At 74.8% G+C, this 16,966-nt stretch carries 18 protein-coding genes; 12 read left to right on the top strand and 6 right to left on the bottom strand.

What is annotated here, in order from left to right; translation table 11 throughout:
• Positions 1 to 82 precede the first annotated feature (82 nt).
• The 4 genes from L3X23_RS16260 to L3X23_RS16245 all read left to right on the top strand — a co-directional run bounded on the left by L3X23_RS16260 (position 83) and on the right by L3X23_RS16245 (position 3,834).
• Positions 83 to 1,030: an alpha/beta hydrolase gene (locus L3X23_RS16260; protein WP_237192996.1), complete on the top strand. Its 948-nt coding sequence runs from the start codon at positions 83 to 85 to the stop codon at positions 1,028 to 1,030.
• A 15-nt stretch (positions 1,031 to 1,045) separates the two neighbouring features.
• Positions 1,046 to 1,999 (top strand): class I SAM-dependent methyltransferase, encoded by a 954-nt coding sequence (locus L3X23_RS16255; protein ID WP_237192995.1) that lies wholly within the window; start codon positions 1,046 to 1,048, stop codon positions 1,997 to 1,999.
• A 72-nt stretch (positions 2,000 to 2,071) separates the two neighbouring features.
• Positions 2,072 to 3,193, top strand: coding sequence for a MacS family sensor histidine kinase (gene macS, locus L3X23_RS16250; protein WP_237192994.1), 1,122 nt, complete (start codon positions 2,072 to 2,074; stop codon positions 3,191 to 3,193).
• A complete protein-coding gene (locus L3X23_RS16245) occupies positions 3,190 to 3,834 on the top strand; it encodes a response regulator transcription factor (protein ID WP_237192993.1) in 645 nt (214 codons plus the stop codon). Before macS ends, L3X23_RS16245 begins: the two co-directional genes overlap by 4 nt.
• A 10-nt stretch (positions 3,835 to 3,844) precedes the next feature.
• Here the strand turns inward: L3X23_RS16245 and L3X23_RS36195 are convergent, their stop codons facing one another.
• Entirely contained in the window at positions 3,845 to 4,420 is a 576-nt protein-coding gene (locus L3X23_RS36195; protein ID WP_143030008.1) for a response regulator transcription factor, read from the bottom strand.
• A gap of 209 nt (positions 4,421 to 4,629) precedes the next feature.
• Here L3X23_RS36195 and L3X23_RS16235 point away from each other — a divergent pair, with 209 nt between their 5' ends.
• Positions 4,630 to 5,331, top strand: a complete 702-nt coding sequence (locus L3X23_RS16235; RefSeq protein WP_237192992.1) for an acyltransferase — start codon at positions 4,630 to 4,632, stop codon at positions 5,329 to 5,331.
• Between the two features lie 3 nt (positions 5,332 to 5,334).
• Here the strand turns inward: L3X23_RS16235 and L3X23_RS16230 are convergent, their stop codons facing one another.
• Complete coding sequence (locus tag L3X23_RS16230) at positions 5,335 to 6,630, bottom strand: glycosyltransferase family 4 protein (protein ID WP_237192991.1); 1,296 nt, start codon at positions 6,628 to 6,630, stop codon at positions 5,335 to 5,337.
• Positions 6,631 to 6,732: 102 nt separating this feature from the next.
• On the opposite strand from L3X23_RS16230, the gene L3X23_RS16225 reads away from it, so the two are divergent.
• Positions 6,733 to 7,503 (top strand): serine protease, encoded by a 771-nt coding sequence (locus tag L3X23_RS16225; protein WP_237192990.1) that lies wholly within the window; start codon positions 6,733 to 6,735, stop codon positions 7,501 to 7,503.
• A gap of 4 nt (positions 7,504 to 7,507) precedes the next feature.
• On the opposite strand, the gene L3X23_RS16220 is transcribed toward L3X23_RS16225, so the two are convergent.
• The 3 genes from L3X23_RS16220 to L3X23_RS16210 are packed head-to-tail and all read right to left on the bottom strand — an operon-like array spanning position 7,508 to position 10,016.
• Positions 7,508 to 8,971 carry a 1,4-alpha-glucan branching protein domain-containing protein gene (locus L3X23_RS16220; RefSeq protein ID WP_237192989.1) on the bottom strand — a complete coding sequence of 488 codons (1,464 nt, stop codon included), beginning with the start codon at positions 8,969 to 8,971 and terminating at the stop codon, positions 7,508 to 7,510.
• Positions 8,968 to 9,708 (bottom strand): class I SAM-dependent methyltransferase, encoded by a 741-nt coding sequence (locus tag L3X23_RS16215; protein WP_237192988.1) that lies wholly within the window; start codon positions 9,706 to 9,708, stop codon positions 8,968 to 8,970. The genes L3X23_RS16220 and L3X23_RS16215 overlap by 4 nt, the downstream gene beginning before the upstream one ends.
• Positions 9,705 to 10,016 carry a hypothetical protein gene (locus L3X23_RS16210; RefSeq protein WP_093081780.1) on the bottom strand — a complete coding sequence of 104 codons (312 nt, stop codon included), beginning with the start codon at positions 10,014 to 10,016 and terminating at the stop codon, positions 9,705 to 9,707. Before L3X23_RS16210 ends, L3X23_RS16215 begins: the two co-directional genes overlap by 4 nt.
• A 314-nt stretch (positions 10,017 to 10,330) precedes the next feature.
• Here L3X23_RS16210 and L3X23_RS16205 point away from each other — a divergent pair, with 314 nt between their 5' ends.
• The 6 genes from L3X23_RS16205 (at position 10,331) to mnmA (ending at position 16,188) form a co-directional block, all read left to right on the top strand.
• A complete protein-coding gene (locus L3X23_RS16205; RefSeq protein ID WP_237192987.1) occupies positions 10,331 to 11,116 on the top strand; it encodes an electron transfer flavoprotein subunit beta/FixA family protein in 786 nt (261 codons plus the stop codon).
• 29 nt (positions 11,117 to 11,145) lie between these two features.
• Complete coding sequence (locus tag L3X23_RS16200) at positions 11,146 to 12,093, top strand: electron transfer flavoprotein subunit alpha/FixB family protein (RefSeq protein WP_237192986.1); 948 nt, start codon at positions 11,146 to 11,148, stop codon at positions 12,091 to 12,093.
• Between the two features lie 145 nt (positions 12,094 to 12,238).
• A complete protein-coding gene (locus L3X23_RS16195; RefSeq protein WP_237192985.1) occupies positions 12,239 to 12,994 on the top strand; it encodes a GNAT family N-acyltransferase in 756 nt (251 codons plus the stop codon).
• A complete protein-coding gene (locus L3X23_RS36190) occupies positions 12,991 to 13,818 on the top strand; it encodes a 1-acyl-sn-glycerol-3-phosphate acyltransferase (RefSeq protein ID WP_237192984.1) in 828 nt (275 codons plus the stop codon). Before L3X23_RS16195 ends, L3X23_RS36190 begins: the two co-directional genes overlap by 4 nt.
• A 97-nt stretch (positions 13,819 to 13,915) precedes the next feature.
• A complete protein-coding gene (locus L3X23_RS16185) occupies positions 13,916 to 15,127 on the top strand; it encodes a cysteine desulfurase family protein (protein ID WP_237192983.1) in 1,212 nt (403 codons plus the stop codon).
• On the top strand, positions 15,124 to 16,188 hold the full coding sequence (mnmA, locus tag L3X23_RS16180) for a tRNA 2-thiouridine(34) synthase MnmA (protein WP_237192982.1): 1,065 nt from the start codon (positions 15,124 to 15,126) through the stop codon (positions 16,186 to 16,188). The genes L3X23_RS16185 and mnmA overlap by 4 nt, the downstream gene beginning before the upstream one ends.
• On the opposite strand, the gene L3X23_RS16175 is transcribed toward mnmA, so the two are convergent.
• Entirely contained in the window at positions 16,181 to 16,963 is a 783-nt protein-coding gene (locus tag L3X23_RS16175; protein ID WP_237192981.1) for a hypothetical protein, read from the bottom strand. The genes mnmA and L3X23_RS16175 overlap by 8 nt on opposite strands.
• Positions 16,964 to 16,966 lie beyond the last annotated feature (3 nt).

The following is a 16,966-nucleotide window of genomic DNA, read 5'->3' as shown; positions in this document are numbered from 1 at the left end:
CGCGTCACAGTAACTTGTGCACAAGTTAATCGAGGGCTATGTTTCTTCTCGTCAGCCAGTCCGACGCAGAACGGAGAGCACGATGAGCGAGCAGATCGACCGCCCGGTCCTGGAGCCTGCGGCGCAGGCCTTCGTCGAGGCGACGGCCACGCCGCCGTTCCTCTACCAGCTCGAGCCCACCGAGGGCCGCAAGGTCGTCGACGAGGTGCAGTCCGGCGAGATCGCCAAGCCCGCGGTCGACGAGGAGTGGGTCCCGCTCGGGGACTTCTCCCTCCGGATCGTGAAGCCCCGGGGTGCCGCCGGGGCGCTGCCGGTCGTCCTCTACATGCACGGCGGCGGCTGGGTGTTCGGCAACGCCCACACCCACGACCGGCTCGTGCGCGAGCTCGCCGTGGGCGCGGACGTCGCGGTGGTGTTCGTCGAGTACACGCCCTCGCCCGAGGCCCGCTACCCCGTCGCCATCGAGCAGGGCTACCGGGCCGCGCAGTGGATCGGCACCGACGGCGCGGCCCACGGCCTCGACGGCACCCGGCTCGCGGTCGCGGGCGACTCGGTCGGCGGCAACATGAGCGCCGCGCTGACGCTGCTGGCCAAGGAGCGCGGGGACGTCTCGTTCACCGCCCAGCTGCTGTTCTACCCGGTCACCGACGCGAGCTTCGACACCGAGTCCTACCAGCGCTTCGCCACCGGCTACTTCCTGCACCGCGAGGGCATGAAGTGGTTCTGGGACCAGTACACGACCGACGAGGCCGACCGCGCGCAGATCACCGCTTCACCGCTGCGCGCGACCGTCGAGCAGCTCGCCGGGCTCCCCCCGGCCCTGGTGATCACCGACGAGGCGGACGTGCTCCGCGACGAGGGCGAGTCCTACGCCGACAAGCTGCGCGCGGCGGGCGTCCCGGTGACCGCGACCCGCTACCTCGGCATGGTGCACGACTTCATGATGCTGAACACGCTGCGCGAGAGCGGCGCGGCGACGAGCGCCATCGCCCAGGCCGTCGCCACCCTGCGGGCGGCGCTGCACGGCTGACTAGGGTCCGTACTCATGAGTACGGACCAGGTGCCCACCCCGCACGCCACCGCCGAGCAGGTCGAGGCCGCGTGGAAGGACCCCAAGCTGGCCAACGTGCTCTACCACGACTGGGAGGCCGGGACCTACGACGAGAAGTGGTCGATCAGCTACGACGAGCGCTGCATCGACTACGCCGCGGGCCGGTTCCGGATCGCGGCGCCGTGGGACGGGCGGCCCTACCAGCACGCGTTGGAGCTCGGCTGCGGCACCGGGTTCTTCCTGCTCAACCTCATGCAGGCCGGGGTGGCGACGCGGGGTTCGGTCACCGACCTCTCCCCGGGCATGGTCGCCGCCGCGCTGCGCAACGCCGAGCACCTCGGCCTGCCGGTCGACGGCAAGGTGTCCGACGCCGAGACCATCGCCTACCCGGACGAGTCCTTCGATCTCGTCGTCGGACATGCGGTGCTGCACCACATCCCGGACGTCGAGCAGGCGTTCCGGGAGGTGCTGCGGGTGCTGCGGCCGGGCGGGCGGTTCGTGTTCGCGGGCGAGCCGACGACGATCGGCGACCGCTACGCCCGCACGCTCTCCCAGCTCACCTGGAAGGCGGCGACCACGATCACGAAGCTGCCGCCGCTGCAGGGATGGCGCAGGCCGCAGGCCGAGCTGGACGAGTCCAGCCGGGCCGCCGCGCTGGAGTCGGTCGTGGACATCCACACGTTCGACCCCGCCGACCTGGAGGCGATGGCGACGCGGGCGGGCGCCCGGGAGGTGCGGGCGAGCACCGAGGAGCTCACCGCGGCCATGCTGGGGTGGCCGGTGCGGACGTTCGAGGCCGCCGTCCCGCCCGGCAGGCTCGGCTGGAACTGGGCGATGTTCGCCTACCACTCCTGGCAGCGCCTCTCCGCGCTCGATGCCGTCCTCGGCCGGGTCGTCCCGCGGCGGTTCTTCTACAACGCCCTGATCACCGGGGTGAAGCCGCGCTGACGCCCCCGCCCCGGTGAGTTCGCCCGCACCGTCGGGAGCCGGCGGGAGCCCGCACCGGGCACACTGACCGACGTGGACCATCCGCTCGAGCCGCTGTGGTGCGGCGCCGTGGTGTACCGCGTGCTCACCCTGCTCACGGTGATCGGCGTGTCCGCCTTCCACTTCCGCGAGTACGCCTCGCCGATCGGCGCGGGGCTGGTGCTGGCCGTGATGGTGGGCTGGACCGCGGTGCTCGCCCGGGTCTTCCTCACCCACGGCGAGGTGCGCAGGCCGTTCGCCCTCGCCGACCCGCTGGTCTCCGCCGCGATCATGCTCACCACCCCGCTGATCGTCACCGACGCCCAGCTCGACGCGTCCACCCCGGGCATGGGCTCCATCTGGACGTCGGGCGCGGTGCTGAGCTGCGCGATCGCCTTCCGGGTCCCGGGCGGGCTGGCGTCCGCCGCGCTAATCTCGGCGGCGCTCGTGCTCGGCAAGTCGCGGGTCACGCTGACCGAGCTCAGCGACATCCAGATCCTCGTGCTGGCGGGGCTGACCGTCGGGTTCGCGTCCCTGGTGCTCGACAGCGCGGCGACCCGGCTGCGGCGCGCGGCCGCGGAGGAGGCCGCGACCGCCGAGCGGGAGCGGCTGGCCCGGGCGGTGCACGACGGCGTCCTGCAGGTCCTCGCCCACGTCAAGCGCCGTGGCGCGGAGCTCGGCGGTGGCGCCGCCGAGCTCGGGGTGCTCGCGGGGGAGCAGGAGGTCGCCCTGCGCACGTTGCTGACCAGCGGGGACGCCCAGGTCGACGCGTCCGGCCACCGGGACCTCGCCGCGACCCTGCGCGCCCTGGCGTCACCGCGGGTCACGGTGTCGGCGCCCGCGCACAGCGTCGAGCTGCCCGCGGGCACCGTCGCCGAGCTCGATGCCGTGGTGCGGGCCGCCCTGGTCAACGTCGAGCGCCACGTCGGCCCGGACGCGCCCGCGTGGGTGCTCGTCGAGACGCTCGACGACGCCGCGGGCGTCGAGATCAGCGTGCGGGACGACGGGCCCGGCATCCCGCCGGGCCGCCTCGCCGAGGCCGAGGCGCAAGGTCGGATCGGGGTCTCCCGGTCGATCCTCGGCCGGGTCGCGGACGTGGGCGGGAGCGTGGAGCTGGACACCGGGCCGGGCCGCGGGACAGAGTGGATCATCCGAGTGCCGGGGGGCGTGACATGACCGTGACGGTGATGGTCGTCGACGACCACCCCATCTGGCGCGAGGGCGTCGCCCGCGACCTGGGCGAACGCGGCCTGGACGTGGTGGCCACCGCGGCCGACGCGGGCGCCGCGGTGCGGATCGCGCCCGCCGTCCGCCCACAGGTCGTGCTGATGGACCTGAACCTCGGCGAGACCTCCGGGGTGGAGGCGATCACCGGGATCGTCGCGAAGCTGCCCGAGACCCGGATCCTGGTGCTGTCCGCGAGCGGCGAGCACGCGGACGTCCTCGAGGCCCTCAAGGCGGGCGCCACCGGCTACCTGGTCAAGTCCGCGAGCGTCGAGGAGCTGGTCGACGCGGTGCAGCGGACCGCCGAGGGCGTCCCGGTGTTCACCCCCGGGCTGGCGGGCCTGGTGCTCGGCGAGTACCGGCGCCTGGCCCAGAGCCCGGCGGGCGAGCCCGCGGTCCCGGCGCTGACCGACCGCGAGACCGAGGTGCTGCGGCTGGTCGCGAAGGGGCTCACGGCCCGCCAGATCGGGGAGCGGCTCGTGGTGTCGCACCGGACCGTCGAGAGCCACGTGCAGAACACGCTGCGCAAGCTCCAGCTGCACAACCGCTCGCAGCTCGTCCGCTACGCCATCGAGCAGGGTCTGGCGGAGTAGCGACGGGACACTAGGCCAGCCCGTTCTCGATCGCGTACCGGACCAGGGCCGCGCGGCCGGGGACGTCGACCTTCCGCAGCACCCGTTGGACGTGGTTCTCCACCGTGCGCGGCGAGAGCACGAGCCGGGTCGCGATCTGGCGGGCCGTGAGGCCCTCGACCACGAGACGCAGCACCTCCGACTCCCGCCCCGTCAGGTGTGGGACGGGGCCCGCGGGGGTGTGGGCGGCGGCGTCGAGCACGAGGGCGGCGAGCCCGTCGCCGAACGCGGTGCCCCCCGCCGCCGCGGTGCGCACGATCCGCGGGAGGGCGGGATCGGTCCGCAGGACGAAGCCGGTCGCGCCGGCCCGCACGACGTCGAGCACCTGGTCCGCATCGGACGCCACGGCCACGACGGGCACCTGCGGCAGCTCCGCGGCCAGGGCCCCGACGGCGACGGTCGCCGCCACCCCGGCGTCGAGGTCCACGACCACGACGTCCGCGGGCCCGGTCCGCGCGGTCGACACCGCCTCGGCGGGCGCGGTGGCCCGCGCGGGCGCCAGGTCCGGGGGCAGCTCGGGGAGGTCCCCCTCCCCGACGACGATCACGACCACACGTCCACCCCCACCGAAGAGTGGATCATGCCCAGACGCGGTGGCCTCCGCGAGTGGCCCGCCCGCGAATCACCGTTTCGGCCCTACGCCCGCTCACCGCCCGCGACCACCCTCCCCCGTGAGTGGCGATAGTCGCCAGAGCGACTATCGCCACTCACGGGGTGGGATGGGGGTGGGCGGGCGGGCGCGATTACGGTCGACCGATGACCCGCCGCGACCCGGAGCAGGCCCGGTTCCTCACGCTGGACTCGCTGCGCTGGGTGGTCCGGCACCGGGCGTGGACGCCCTGGTACCTGCTGCGGTACTGGCGGCTCGCGATGCTGCGGCTGCGCCACCCGCACGTCGTGCTCAAGGGCATGGTGTTCCTCGGGCGCGGCGTCGAGATCGAGGCCCGCCCCGGCTACGGGCGCCTCGAGATCGGCCGGTGGGTGCACATCGGCGACGGCAACTCGCTGCGCTGCCACGAGGGCTCGATGCGCATCGGGGACAAGGTCGTCATGGGCAGGCACAACACCCTGAACTGCTATCTCGACGTCGAGGTGGGTGCGGCGACGCTGCTCGCGGACTGGGTGTACGTCACCGACTTCGACCACCGCACCGCGGACGTGCACCTGCCGATCAAGGACCAGGGGATCGTGAAGGCGCCGGTGCGGATCGGCCCGGACACCTGGGTCGGGGTCAAGGTGTCGGTGCTGCGCGGCTCGCGGGTCGGCCGCGGCTGTGTGCTCGGCGCCCACGCCGTGGTCCGCGGGGACGTCCCGGACCACGCGATCGCCGTCGGGGCGCCCGCCCGCGTGGTGCGGGACCGCATGGCGGACTACGAGGCCGCCGCCGCCGAGCGCGCCGCGGTCGCCGACATGGCCCGCAAGCAGCACGCCGCGGTGCAGGAACGCCTGTCGAGATGACCCTCAGGGCGATTCCGGCGCCCCCGGAATCGCCCTGAGGCTCAGCTCGGCGAGGAGGTCGCCGGTGGCGATCTTGGGACGGGGGAGGTCGGCCGGTCCGCGGCGGGGCGCGGCCGCGTAGACCCGGGCCGTCTCGGCCGCGATGCCGGCCCAGGTGAAGTCGGTGCGCAGGCGCGCGCGGGCCCGTCTCGCGTGCGCGGCCGACGCCACGGGGGCGCTCAGGGCGCGGTCGACGGCCGCGGCCAGGGCGGGGACGTCCCCGGGCGGGAACGACCAGCCGGTCTCGCCCTCCACCACGAGCTCGCCGAGCCCGCCCGCGGACGAGGCCACGAGCGTCGCCCCGGCCGCCGCGGCCTCGAGGGCGACGATCCCGAACGGCTCGTAGCGGCTGGGCAGCACGACGGCGTCCGCGGCGACGAGCAGCGCGGACAGGTCGCGGTCGGGGAGGTGTCCGGTGAAGGTCACGGCGCGCCGCAGCCGCAGCCGCCGCACCTCCTCGGCGAGGAACCCCTGCTGCGTCCCGGTTCCCGCGACCAGCAGCCGGGTGCCCGGGTGCGCGCGGCGGATCCGCGGCATCGCCGCCAGCAGGTCCTGGACGCCCTTCTCGTACTCCAGCCGCCCCACGAACGCGAGCATCGGCCCGGCACCGGGGGCGTACCGGGCCCGGACGGCCGCGGCCCGGTCCCGGCGGACCCGCCAGCCGCGGGTGTCGATCCCGTTGTGCACCACGTGCACGCCCCCGGGCGGGTCGGCGTCGAACAGCTGCGCGACCTCGCCGCGCATCGCCCGCGAGCAGGTGATCACCGCGTCCGCACGGTGCACGAGCGTCCACTCGACACTGTGGACGGCCCGGTTCAGCGGCCCGGGCAGCCAGCCGGAGTGCCTGCCCGCCTCGGTGGCGTGGATCGTGGCGACCAGCGGCGCGCCGAGGACGTCCGCGAGGGTCGTCGCGGGGTGCGCGACGAGCCAGTCGTGGGCGTGCACGACGTCCGGGCGCCAGCTGCCGAGCCGGGTCAGCGCGGTGCGGACGAGGGTGTGGCCCATCGCGAGGGTCCAGGCGACGAGGTCCCGGGCGAACTCGAGGTGGATCGGGTCCTCCGCGGCGCGCAGGACGCGCACCCCGTCGACCGTCTCGTCGACGGTGGGGTGGGTGGTCGCGTCGGAGCCGGTCGGCTGCCGACAGAGCACGACGACCTCGTGCCCGGCGGCCGTGAGCTCGCGGGCGAGCGCGTGCACGTGCCGACCCAGCCCGCCGACCACGACGGGCGGGTACTCCCATGAGACCAGCAGCACGCGCATCCGGGGCATCCTGGCAAAGTCGGGGTGACCGTTCGCCGGTACCCTCGTTTCACGGAGAGACGATCGTGCGGGATCGCCGTTCGGCGTGGGCGGAGGGTGGCTGTGCGGGGGACTCTGCGGGGGGCGCGGCGGCTGACGGCCGCCGTGGGGTTGCTGGTCCTGCTGGCCGGGTGCGCCGCCACCGAGGCGGGGGCCCCGCTGCCCCAGCCGCGTCCGGCCGCGACCGCGCAGACCGCCGTCGGAGCCCTCTTCGACGGCTCCGCCGAGGATCTCGGCGACCACTACTGCAGCGCGTCGGTCGTGGACAGCCCCGCCGGTGACCTGCTGCTCACGGCGGCGCACTGCGTCGCGTCCGGGGACGGGACACCCGCCGCGACCGGGATGGCCTTCGTCCCCGGCTACCACGACGGGCAGGAACCGTACGGGGTGTGGACGGTGCGCAGCGCGGCCGTCGACCCGCACTTCATCGCGGACGCCGATCCGGACTACGACGTCGCGTTCCTCACCGTCGACGGCCCGGTGCAGAACGTCACCGGCGGCTTCCCGGTGACCTTCGACCCGGGCGCGGGCGACCAGGTGGACGCCGTCGGGTACCCGATGGAGGACGACGCGCCCACCGTGCGCTCCGGCGTCACCGAGCAGTACTCGCCGACCCAGCTGGAGCTGCCCGCTCCCGGGCTGGAGGACGGGACGAGCGGCGGGCCGTGGCTGCGCCCCGACGGCGCGATCGTGGGGCTGACCGGCGGCTACGAGCAGGGCGGCTACACCTTCGACACCTCGTACTCCACCTACCTGGACCCCGGGTTCGAGTCGCTGCGAGACGAGGCGGTCGATCTCCCGGAGCAGCCGCAGGTGCGCGCGGACGCCTCCTAGACCCTCAGAGCCCGCGGGCGTCGAGGTGGCCGAAGGGGGCCTGCTCCCAGGTCGCGACGAGCGACTCCGCCGCGCCGCGCCGGTCGTCGTCGAGCAGGTCCGCGAGGGCGCGGACGCGGTCGGCGTGCAGCCGGGCCCGGTGCCGCGCGTAGTCCACGGTGGACCCCGTGGTGACCATGAACGCCCAGTCGCTGGACAGCGCGAGGAGGGCCTGGGCGGCGAGCGCGTCGAGCAGCGGGTCGCGGACGGGGGAGCGGCGCTTGTCGACGGTCGTGAGCAGGCGCTCCTGCACCTCGTCGTGCAGCGCCACGAGGTCCGGGACCTCCCAGACGTGCCAGTCCTTGCCCGCTCCCCACGAGGACTCCGGCAACGCCACGGGCTCGCCCACCAGGTCGGGGTCGGCGAGCGCGCCACGCAGCGTGGTGACCCGGACGCCCGCCTCCGGCAGCGCCCGCAGCACCGCGGCGAGCCAGGCGGGCCCCTCGTGCCACCAGTGCCCGAACAGCTCGGTGTCGAAGGCGGCGACGCTCAGCGCGGGGCGGCCGTGGCGTGCGCGCAGCTCGTCCAGCCGCTGCCCGACGCGCGCCACGAAGTCCGCCGCGTCGAGCGCGACCCGGGCGGCGGCCCGGTCGGGGTCGTAGGGCGCCTTCTCGTGCGGCGGGACGTCCGACCCGGTGACCCGGGCCGGCTTGAGCCCGGAGTCGTGGTCGTAGGTGTGGAAGTCCCGGTAGTCGCGGTGGCCGGGGTAGCCCTTGCGGGGTGACCAGACCCGGTAGGTGACGTCGAGGTCCCGGCCCACGACGACGGGGCCGACCGGGTGGCCCGCCTCCTCGACCGGCCGCGCGAACGCCGTCTCCCCGCGCAGGGCCGGGCCGTCGACCAGCAGGTGGGTCACGCCCGCGGCCGCGTACTCGCCCGCCATCCCGGGTCGGTAGCCGCACTCGGGGGCCCAGATCCCGGCCGGGCGGGCGCCGCGGCGGAGCCGGGCGTCGGTGAGCCCCACGGCCAGCCCGAACCGCCGCACGCGGGGGTCGAGCAGCGGGCCGAAGGCGTGCGTGGCCGGCCCGCCCAGCAGCTCGACGGGCAGGGCGCGCAGGACCGGGGAGGCGCCGTGGCGCCAGTGGGTCTCGAACTCGGCGAGCGCCGCGGTCGCCCGCCGGTGCTCGTCGCGCGCCAGGTCCGGCAGCCGCGGCGCGGCCTCCTGCGCGCGCAGCCGCCAGCCGGCCAGCCAGGCGTGCGCGCCGGAGAGGCAGTGCGGGTCGTCCAGCTGGTCGGCGAGGACCGGGGTGACGCCGAGGGTGAGCAGCTCGTCGCGGCCCTCCACGGCCAGCTCCCGCAGCGTCGCGGCCAGGGGCAGGTAGGACTGGGCCCACGCCTGGTAGAGCCACTCCTCGCCGACGGGCCAGCGGCCGTGGTGCGCGACCCAGGGCAGGTGGCTGTGCAGGACCAGGCAGAACGTGCCCCTCATGCGCGGGCCAGGACGAGCAGGTCGAGGCTCGAGGCGAGCGCGTCGGGGGTGAGGGCGAAGTCGTCCGTGCCGACGGTCGCGACATCGGCCAGCAGGTCGGCGGGCCAGGTGCCGCCGGCGAGCGCCACCGCGACCTGGGCGTCCACGAGGGAACCGCCGTGGCGGGCGTCGAGGGCGCGCAGCCGGGGGCCGTGGTGCAGGCCCCGCACCTCGACGTCGGTGAACCCGCTGTCGCGCACCAGCTCCGCGAGCTCGGTCGGGGCGAGCTCGCGGGTGTGGAACGGGTTGAGCGGGGTGTCGCGGCCGGGGGAGAAGGTGAGCCGGTTCGGGGTGGACACGGCCAGCTCCCCGCCGGGGCGCAGCACCCTGCGGCACTCGCGCAGGAAACCCTCCTGGTCCCAGAGGTGCTCGATGACCTGCAGCGACACCACCGCGTCCACACCCGCCGTCCGCACCGGCAGCGCGACCAGGTTCGCCCGGGCGACCCCCACGCGGGGGTAGCGGCGCGCGACGTGCGCGGCGGTCGTCTCGTCGTAGTCCAGGCCGAGCACGGTGGCGCCCGCGGCGGTCAGCAGGTCCGCCCCGTACCCCTCCCCGCACCCGGCCTCGAGCACCGTCCGCCCGGTGTACCGCGGCGCGAGCGCGGCGTAGACCGCCTCGTGGCGGCGGAACCAGTAGTTCTCCTCCGGGATGCCGGGGACGGTCCGCTCGCCCGTCAGGGGGAGTGTGTCCGTCATGCGGTGCGCGGGTCCGGCCCGGGGTCCCCGGCCACGGTGACGACGCCGCCGACGGCCTCGTTCAGCCAGGCCAGCAAGGTGTGGTCGTCGAGGGTCAGCGGCACCTCGGGGCCCGCCCAGCCGAGCCGGGTCACGGGGCGGTGGGCGAGCGCGTCGTCGAGCAGCAGGGCGAGCCCGTCGGTCAGCAGCACGGTGACGCCCGCGTGGGTGACCTCCCGCGTGCCGGGCTCGCCGTCGTGGACGAGGTCGGTGCCGGTCCGCACGACGTAGCCCTGGCCCGTCCGGTCGTCGTAGCCCGTCACCAGCACGCTGCCCGCACCCCTCTCGCCGTCGCCGCACGCGGACCCTAGTGCGCCGGGCCCGCACGCGGTGTGCGCTCCCGGGTGGAACACCTCGCGCTGCGTCATCATCGCTGGTGGAGGGGCTGGTGAGCAGGCTCACCCCGAGGTGCGTTTGCTGTTCGCATTCCGCACAGTAAGAATCGGGGCATCGAGTCAGACGGCCACGGACGGCCCCGACGACCCCGCGCCACCGGGGCTCTCGCAGGCCGTGGGCCGAACGTGGAGCACAGGCGGCGCATCGCCGAGGCGGTGCGCCCCCGGCAGGAGGTCGAAGAGGTCCGATGAACATCGTCGTGCTGGTCAAGCAGGTGCCGGACACCTACTCCGAGCGGAAACTGTCCTCGGGCGACCACACCCTGGACCGGGATGCCACGGATGCGGTGCTGGACGAGATCGACGAGCGTGCCGTGGAGTCCGCGTTGCAGCTCAAGGAGGCGAACGACGGGTCCGAGGTGACCGTCGTCGCGATGGGCCCGGACCGGGCCACGGACGCGATCCGCAAGGCGCTGTCGATGGGTGCGGACAAGGCTGTGCACCTCTCGGACGAGGCGATCCACGGCACGGACGCGATCGGCACCGCGAAGGCGCTGGTCAAGGTGTTGGGCACGCTGGAGGGCACGGATCTGATCCTGGCGGGCAACGAGGCGTCCGACGGGCGCACCGGTGCGGTCCCGGCCATGGTCGCCGAGCTGCTGGGGCTGCCGTCGCTGACCCACGCCCGCGAGCTGAGCGTGGACGGCGGGTCGGTCACCGTGCGCCGCGAGACGGACGACGGCGTGACCGTGCTGACCGCCGAGCTGCCCGCGGTGGTGTCGGTGAACGAGAAGATCAACGAGCCGCGTTACCCGTCGTTCAAGGGGATCATGGCGGCGAAGAAGAAGCCGGTCACCACGCTGACCCTGGCCGACGCCGGGATCGAGGCGTCGGAGGTCGGTCTGAGCGCGGCGTGGTCCACGGTCACAGAGTCGAACCCGAAGCCTCCGAAGTCCGGTGGCGAGAAGGTCGAGGACGAGGGCGACGGCGGCAGCAAGATCGCCGCGTTCCTGGTCGGCCAGAAGCTCATCTGAGTCCCCCGGAAGAGAAGCAGGAGAAGATCATGGCTGAGGTCCTGGTCCTCGTCGACCATCTCGACGGGGAGATCAAGAAGAGCACGTTCGAGCTGCTGACCGCCGCCCGCGCGCTGGGTGAGCCGTCGGCGGTCGTGGTGGGCCCCGCGGGTACCGCGGGCAAGCTGTCCGAGGGCCTCAAGGCCTACGGCGCGGCGAAGGTCTACGTCGCCGAGACCGACTCGGCGGACTTCCTGACCCCGCAGGTCGAGGTGCTGGCCACGCTGGTCGGGTCGAAGGACCCGGCGGCGGTGCTGATCGGCGTCTCCGCCGACGGTAAGGAGATCGCGGGCCGCCTGGCGGTCAAGACGGACTCGGCGTTGCTGGGTGATGTGGTGGCCGTGGGTGCGGAGTCGGCGACCCACTCGGTGTTCGGTGGCGCGTTCGTGGCCGAGGCCAAGTGGAACACCGCGCACCCGGTGATCACGCTGCGGCCGGGTTCGGTCGAGGTGGAGAACGCCGAGGGTGCCGCGGTGGAGGAGACCGTCGAGGTGCCGTCGGGCGCGGGGCGGTCGGCGCAGGTGCAGTCGCGTGAGCCGGTCACCGGTGGCGACCGCCCGGAGCTGACCGAGGCCTCGGTGATCGTGTCCGGTGGGCGTGGTGTCGGGTCGGCGGAGCAGTTCTCCGTGGTCGAGGGCCTGGCGGACTCGCTGGGTGCGGCCGTGGGCGCCTCGCGTGCCGCGGTGGACTCCGGTTTCTACCCGCACCAGTTCCAGGTCGGGCAGACCGGCAAGACGGTGTCCCCGCAGCTGTACATCGCCCTGGGCATCTCCGGCGCGATCCAGCACCGGGCGGGCATGCAGACCTCGAAGACGATCATCGCGGTGAACAAGGACCCCGAGGCGCCGATCTTCGAGATCGCCGACTTCGGCGTGGTGGGTGACCTGTTCAAGGTCGCCCCCCAGCTGCAGGAGGAAGTCGCCAAGCGCAAGGGCTGAGTTGCCCCTGAGTTGCCCCTGAGCGGCCCCTGAGCTCCCGAACGACCCCGGCCCCGCGGCCGGGGTCGTTCGCGTTCACGTGGGTTTCACGCCCGGGACGCGTCCGGTCACTGGTCCGTTCGGCCCCGCTCGATACCAAGCACCCGTGTCCACTTCCCAGGTGCTCGTCACGACGCCCGAGGCCGCGGCGACGCGCTACTCGCTGCTGTTGACCACCGACTCCGACGACGTCGCGGCCGCCCAGCGGCTGCGCCACCGGGTCTTCGCCGACGAGCTGGGGGCCACGCTGCACACGCCGACCCCGGGCCACGACGTCGACCGGTTCGACGCGTTCTGCGACCACCTCGTCGTGCGCGAGGACGCGACCGGTGAGGTCGTCGGCACCTACCGGATGCTGCCGCCGCAGCGCGCCGCCGCGGCGGGCTCGCTGTACTCCGACGGCGAGTTCGACCTCTCCGCGCTCGACCCGATCCGCTCCTCGCTGGTCGAGACCGGGCGGTCCTGCGTGGACCCCGGACACCGGGCGGGCGCGGTCGTCGGGCTCGTGTGGGCCGGGATCGCCCGCTACATGCTGCTGACCGGCAACCGCTGGCTCGTCGGCTGCGCCTCCGTCCCGCTCGCGGACGGGGGGATGCTGGCGGCCGGGGTCCGGGAGAAGGTGGTCGCCGGGCACCTCGCCCCCGACGAGTACCGGGTCACCCCGCACCGGCCCTGGAGCGGCGCCACCCCGCACCGGACCACGGCGATGCCGCCGCTGCTGCGCGGCTACCTGCGGCTCGGCGCGTGGGTGTGCGGCGAGCCCGCCCACGACCCGGACTTCGACTGCGCGGACTTCCTCGTCCTCCTCGGCCTCGACCACGCCGACCAGCGCTACCTGCACTTCTTCCTGGGCGAGCGGTGAGCGCGCCGCCGCGGGAGCTCGCGACCGCACCGGCGCCGGGGCACACGCTCCACCCGACCCACCCCGGCGTCCCGCCGTTCGCCGAGCGGGCGGGTTGGGCACCGTGGTCGCCGTGCGGGCCGGACTGCCTGCCCGCCGCCGGACCGACGGCGCACCTGCGGGTCGCTCGGCGGCTCGCCGTGCTACTCGGCGTGCTCGTGGCGGCCCCGCTGCTCCTCGTCCCCGCCCGGCCCACGCTCTACCGGCTGCTGCTGCGGGCGGCGGGGGTGCGGGTGCGCGTCGAGGGGACGCTCGGGCGCGGCGGGCTGGTCGTCGCGAACCACCTGTCCTGGGTCGACGTCCTGGCCCTGGGCGTCCTGGCCCCGGTCCGGATGGTCGCCAAGGCCGAGGTGGCGCACTGGCCGCTGATCGGCCCGCTCGCCGCGCGGACCGGTGCCCTGTTCGTCGAGCGGGCGCGGCTGCGCGGCCTGCCCGGCGTCGTCGCCGCCACCGCGGCCGTGCTGCGGGCCGGGGACACCGTCGGAGTCTTCCCCGAGGGCACGACGTGGTGCGGCTCGGCGTCCGGGCCGTTCCGGCGGGCGCCGTTCCAGGCGGCGCTCGACGCCGGGGTCCCCGTCCGCCCCGTCCGGATCACGATGACCCTGCCGGACGGCCGACCCACCACCGCGGGCTCGTTCCTCGGCGACGAGACCCTCGCCACGGCGCTGCTCCGGGTGCTGCGGCTGCCGCGCCTGCACTGCACGCTGACCGTGCTCGCCCCACTGGCGCCGACGGGCGACCGCCGCGACCTCGCCGCCCGCGCGGAACGGGCGATCGCCGGCTGAGGAGCCCCGCCGGTTCTCGGCGTCTACCCTTGTGGGCGATGAACGACCAGGAGAGGCGGCCCGTCCCGGGGTCCCGTGCACGCGTGGGGTCTGCGCTGTGACGTACCTGGACCACGCCGCGACCACGCCGATGCTCCCCGCCGCGATCGCAGCGATGACGGAGGCGATGGCGCACACCGGCAACGCCTCGTCGCTGCACTCGGCGGGCAGGCGCGCGCGACGCGAGGTCGAGGAGGCCCGCGAGGCCGTCGCGGCGGCCGTCGGGGCGCGGCCGTCGGAGGTGCTGTTCACCACCGGCGGCACGGAGAGCGACAACCTCGCGGTGAAGGGGATCTTCTGGGCCCGCCGTGCCGCCGACCCGCGCCGCTCCCGCGTGCTAGTGTCGGCGATTGAGCACCACGCGGTCCTCGAGTCGGCCGAGTGGCTGGTGGAACACGAGGGCGCCGAGCTGGTCCTGCTCCCGGTCGACGCCGCGGGCCGGGTCACCCCCGAGACGCTGCGCGCCGCGCTCGCCGAGGCCCCCGACACCGCCGCGCTCGTGTCGGTGATGTGGGCGAACAACGAGGTCGGCACGGTCAACCCGATCCGCGAGCTGGTGGCCGTCGCCCACGAGTTCGGGGTACCGATCCACACCGACGCGGTGCAGGCCGTCGGCATCCTGCCGATCGACTTCGCGGCCTGCGGGGTGGACGCGCTGACCCTGACCGGGCACAAGCTCGGCGGGCCCTACGGGGCCGGCGCGCTGCTGCTCGGCCGGGACGTCGCGGCGGTGCCGCTGCTGCACGGCGGCGGCCAGGAGCGGGACGTGCGGTCCGGCACCCTGGACACCCCGTCGGTCGTCGGCCTGTCGACGGCGGTGGCGAAGGCGGTCGCGGACGCCCCGCAGCGGGCCGCGGCGCTCGCCACCCTCCGGGACGACCTGGTCTCCCGGATCCGCGCGATCGTCCCCGACGCCACGCTGAACGGCGACCCGGGGGACGGCGTGATCGACGGCGGGCCCTCCCGGCTCCCCGGCAACGCCCACCTGTCCTTCCCCGGCTGCGAGGGCGACTCGCTGCTCATGCTGCTCGACGCGCAGGGCGTCGAGTGCTCGACCGGGTCGGCCTGCACCTCCGGGGTCTCCCAGCCCAGCCACGTGCTGCTGGCGATGGGCGCGACCGACGCGGTGGCCCGCGGCTCGCTGCGGTTCTCGCTGGGCCACACCAGCACGGCGGCGGACGTCGACGCGGCGGTGGAGGCGATCGGCGCGGTCGTTGAGCGGGCGCGGCGGGCCGGTGCGCCCCGGCGGCGGGCGGCCGTGCAGGCATGAGGGTCCTGGCCGCACTCTCCGGCGGGGTCGACTCCTCGGTCGCCGCCGCGCGGGCCGTCCGCGCGGGACACGACGTCGTCGGGGTGCACCTGGCGCTCTCCCGCACCCGGGACGCGCTCCGGTCCGGCTCGCGGGGGTGCTGTTCGCGCGAGGACTCCGCGGACGCCGCGCGCGTCGCGGACGTCCTGGGCATCCCGTACTACGTGTGGGACCTGTCCGAGGAGTTCGCCGAGGACGTCGTCGCCGACTTCGTGGCGAGCTACGCGGCGGGGGAGACCCCGAACCCGTGCCTGCGCTGCAACGAGAAGATCAAGTTCGCCGCGCTGCTGGACCGCGCTCTCGCCCTCGGGTTCGACGCCGTGTGCACCGGCCACTACGCCCGGCTCGACGGCGGTGTGCTGCGCCGCTCGGTCGACGAGGGCAAGGACCAGTCGTACGTGCTGTCGGTGCTGCGCCCGGACCAGCTCGCGCACGCGATGTTCCCCGTCGGGGACACCGAGAAGCCGGCGATCCGCGCGGAGGCCGCCGCGCTGGGGCTGCGCACCGCGGCCAAGCCGGACAGCCACGACATCTGCTTCATCCCCGACGGCGACACCCGCGGCTTCCTGCGCGAGCGGCTCGGCGACCGCCCCGGGTCACTGGTCGACGAGTCCGGCGAGGTCCTCGGCACCCACGACGGGGTGCACGGCTTCACGGTCGGCCAGCGCAAGGGCCTCGGGCTCGACCGCCCCGCCGCGGACGGCCGTCCCCGCTACGTGCTGGGGATCGAGCCGGTCAGCGGCACCGTGACCGTCGGGCCCGGCACCGCGCTGGAGGTCTCGACCTTCGCGGCGCGGTCGCCGGTCTGGTGCGCGGGCGCGCCGGACGGGCCCTTCGCCTGCACCGTGCAGGTCCGTGCCCACGGCGGCACCGCGCCCGCCGAGGTCACGCCGACGACGGCCGGGGTGCGGGTCGACCTGGCCGAGCCCCTGCGCGGGGTCGCCCCCGGCCAGGCCGTCGCGTTCTACCGCGCGGACCCGGCCGGGGACGTCGTCCTCGGCAGCGCCACCATCCTCAGGTGACGGTCACCTTGTTGATCATTCCCTGCAGGAAGTGCGGGGCGGTCCCGTACTCCTCGCCGACCGGGCACAGGAAGAAGTAGGTCCCCGGCGCCAGGTCCACGAGGAGCCCGCCCTGCTGCCCGGGCGGCGCGAACACCGCGCCCGGCAGCGGCTGGAACTGCGTCATCAGCTGGTCCATCGGCATCGCGACGACCTGCTCCACGGTCAGGTTCGGGTCCGGCGACTTCGCGATCAGCATGACGTGCACCTGGTTCGCCGCCGAGTGGTTCATCATCTGGATCGCGGTGGGCCCGGACTTCAGCGTGGCGGGCATCCCCTCGAACCGGTAGTCCGCACCCATCACCGAGACCTGCTGGTAGCCGCAGTTCTGGTACGCCCAGGACTCGTACTTCGCGATGTTCTCGAGGACCGCCGGGTCGTCGATCGGGATCGGGGCGCCCTGGGTCGCCGAGGCCTGCACGACGGGCTGCAGTGCGCTGAGCGGGGTCTTCACCTCCGCGGGCGCGGTGGCCACGGCCCCGGTCAGCAGCGGCAGCACCGCGGTGCCCCAGGTCTTGTTCCCCTCCGGGTCCGGCGGCGCGCTCGGATCCCCGTCCGGCGTGGGCACCGCGTCGAGCTTGAGCAGGTTGTCGCAGGTGGCGGCGTTGGGGTCGGCCGCGGGTGCGGCGCTCGCCGGGGCGGCCGGTGTGGCGGGCGCGGCGCCGCCGCAGGCGGCCAGCCCCAGCCCCAGCGCCGCGGTCGCGGCGACGGTCCCCAGCAGTCGTGTGCGGTTCATGAC

This window comes from Pseudonocardia sp. WMMC193 (assembly GCF_021728735.1).
Taxonomy (GTDB): Bacteria; Actinomycetota; Actinomycetes; order Mycobacteriales; family Pseudonocardiaceae; genus Pseudonocardia; species Pseudonocardia oroxyli.
This window is presented reverse-complemented; position numbering and strand designations above follow the sequence as displayed.

What these genes read in the sequence shown, in the direction of transcription:
- L3X23_RS16175 (WP_237192981.1), bottom strand. Translation starts at nt 16,963, where the DNA reads ATGAACCGCACACGACTGCTGGGGACCGTCGCCGCGACCGCGGCGCTG.
- L3X23_RS16255 (WP_237192995.1), top strand. Translation starts at nt 1,046, where the DNA reads ATGAGTACGGACCAGGTGCCCACCCCGCACGCCACCGCCGAGCAGGTC.
- L3X23_RS16245 (WP_237192993.1), top strand. Translation starts at nt 3,190, where the DNA reads ATGACCGTGACGGTGATGGTCGTCGACGACCACCCCATCTGGCGCGAG.
- L3X23_RS16205 (WP_237192987.1), top strand. Translation starts at nt 10,331, where the DNA reads ATGAACATCGTCGTGCTGGTCAAGCAGGTGCCGGACACCTACTCCGAG.
- L3X23_RS16260 (WP_237192996.1), top strand. Translation starts at nt 83, where the DNA reads ATGAGCGAGCAGATCGACCGCCCGGTCCTGGAGCCTGCGGCGCAGGCC.
- L3X23_RS16220 (WP_237192989.1), bottom strand. Translation starts at nt 8,971, where the DNA reads ATGAGGGGCACGTTCTGCCTGGTCCTGCACAGCCACCTGCCCTGGGTC.
- mnmA (WP_237192982.1), top strand. Translation starts at nt 15,124, where the DNA reads ATGAGGGTCCTGGCCGCACTCTCCGGCGGGGTCGACTCCTCGGTCGCC.
- L3X23_RS16200 (WP_237192986.1), top strand. Translation starts at nt 11,146, where the DNA reads ATGGCTGAGGTCCTGGTCCTCGTCGACCATCTCGACGGGGAGATCAAG.
- L3X23_RS16215 (WP_237192988.1), bottom strand. Translation starts at nt 9,708, where the DNA reads ATGACGGACACACTCCCCCTGACGGGCGAGCGGACCGTCCCCGGCATC.
- L3X23_RS16230 (WP_237192991.1), bottom strand. Translation starts at nt 6,630, where the DNA reads ATGCGCGTGCTGCTGGTCTCATGGGAGTACCCGCCCGTCGTGGTCGGC.
- L3X23_RS16235 (WP_237192992.1), top strand. Translation starts at nt 4,630, where the DNA reads ATGACCCGCCGCGACCCGGAGCAGGCCCGGTTCCTCACGCTGGACTCG.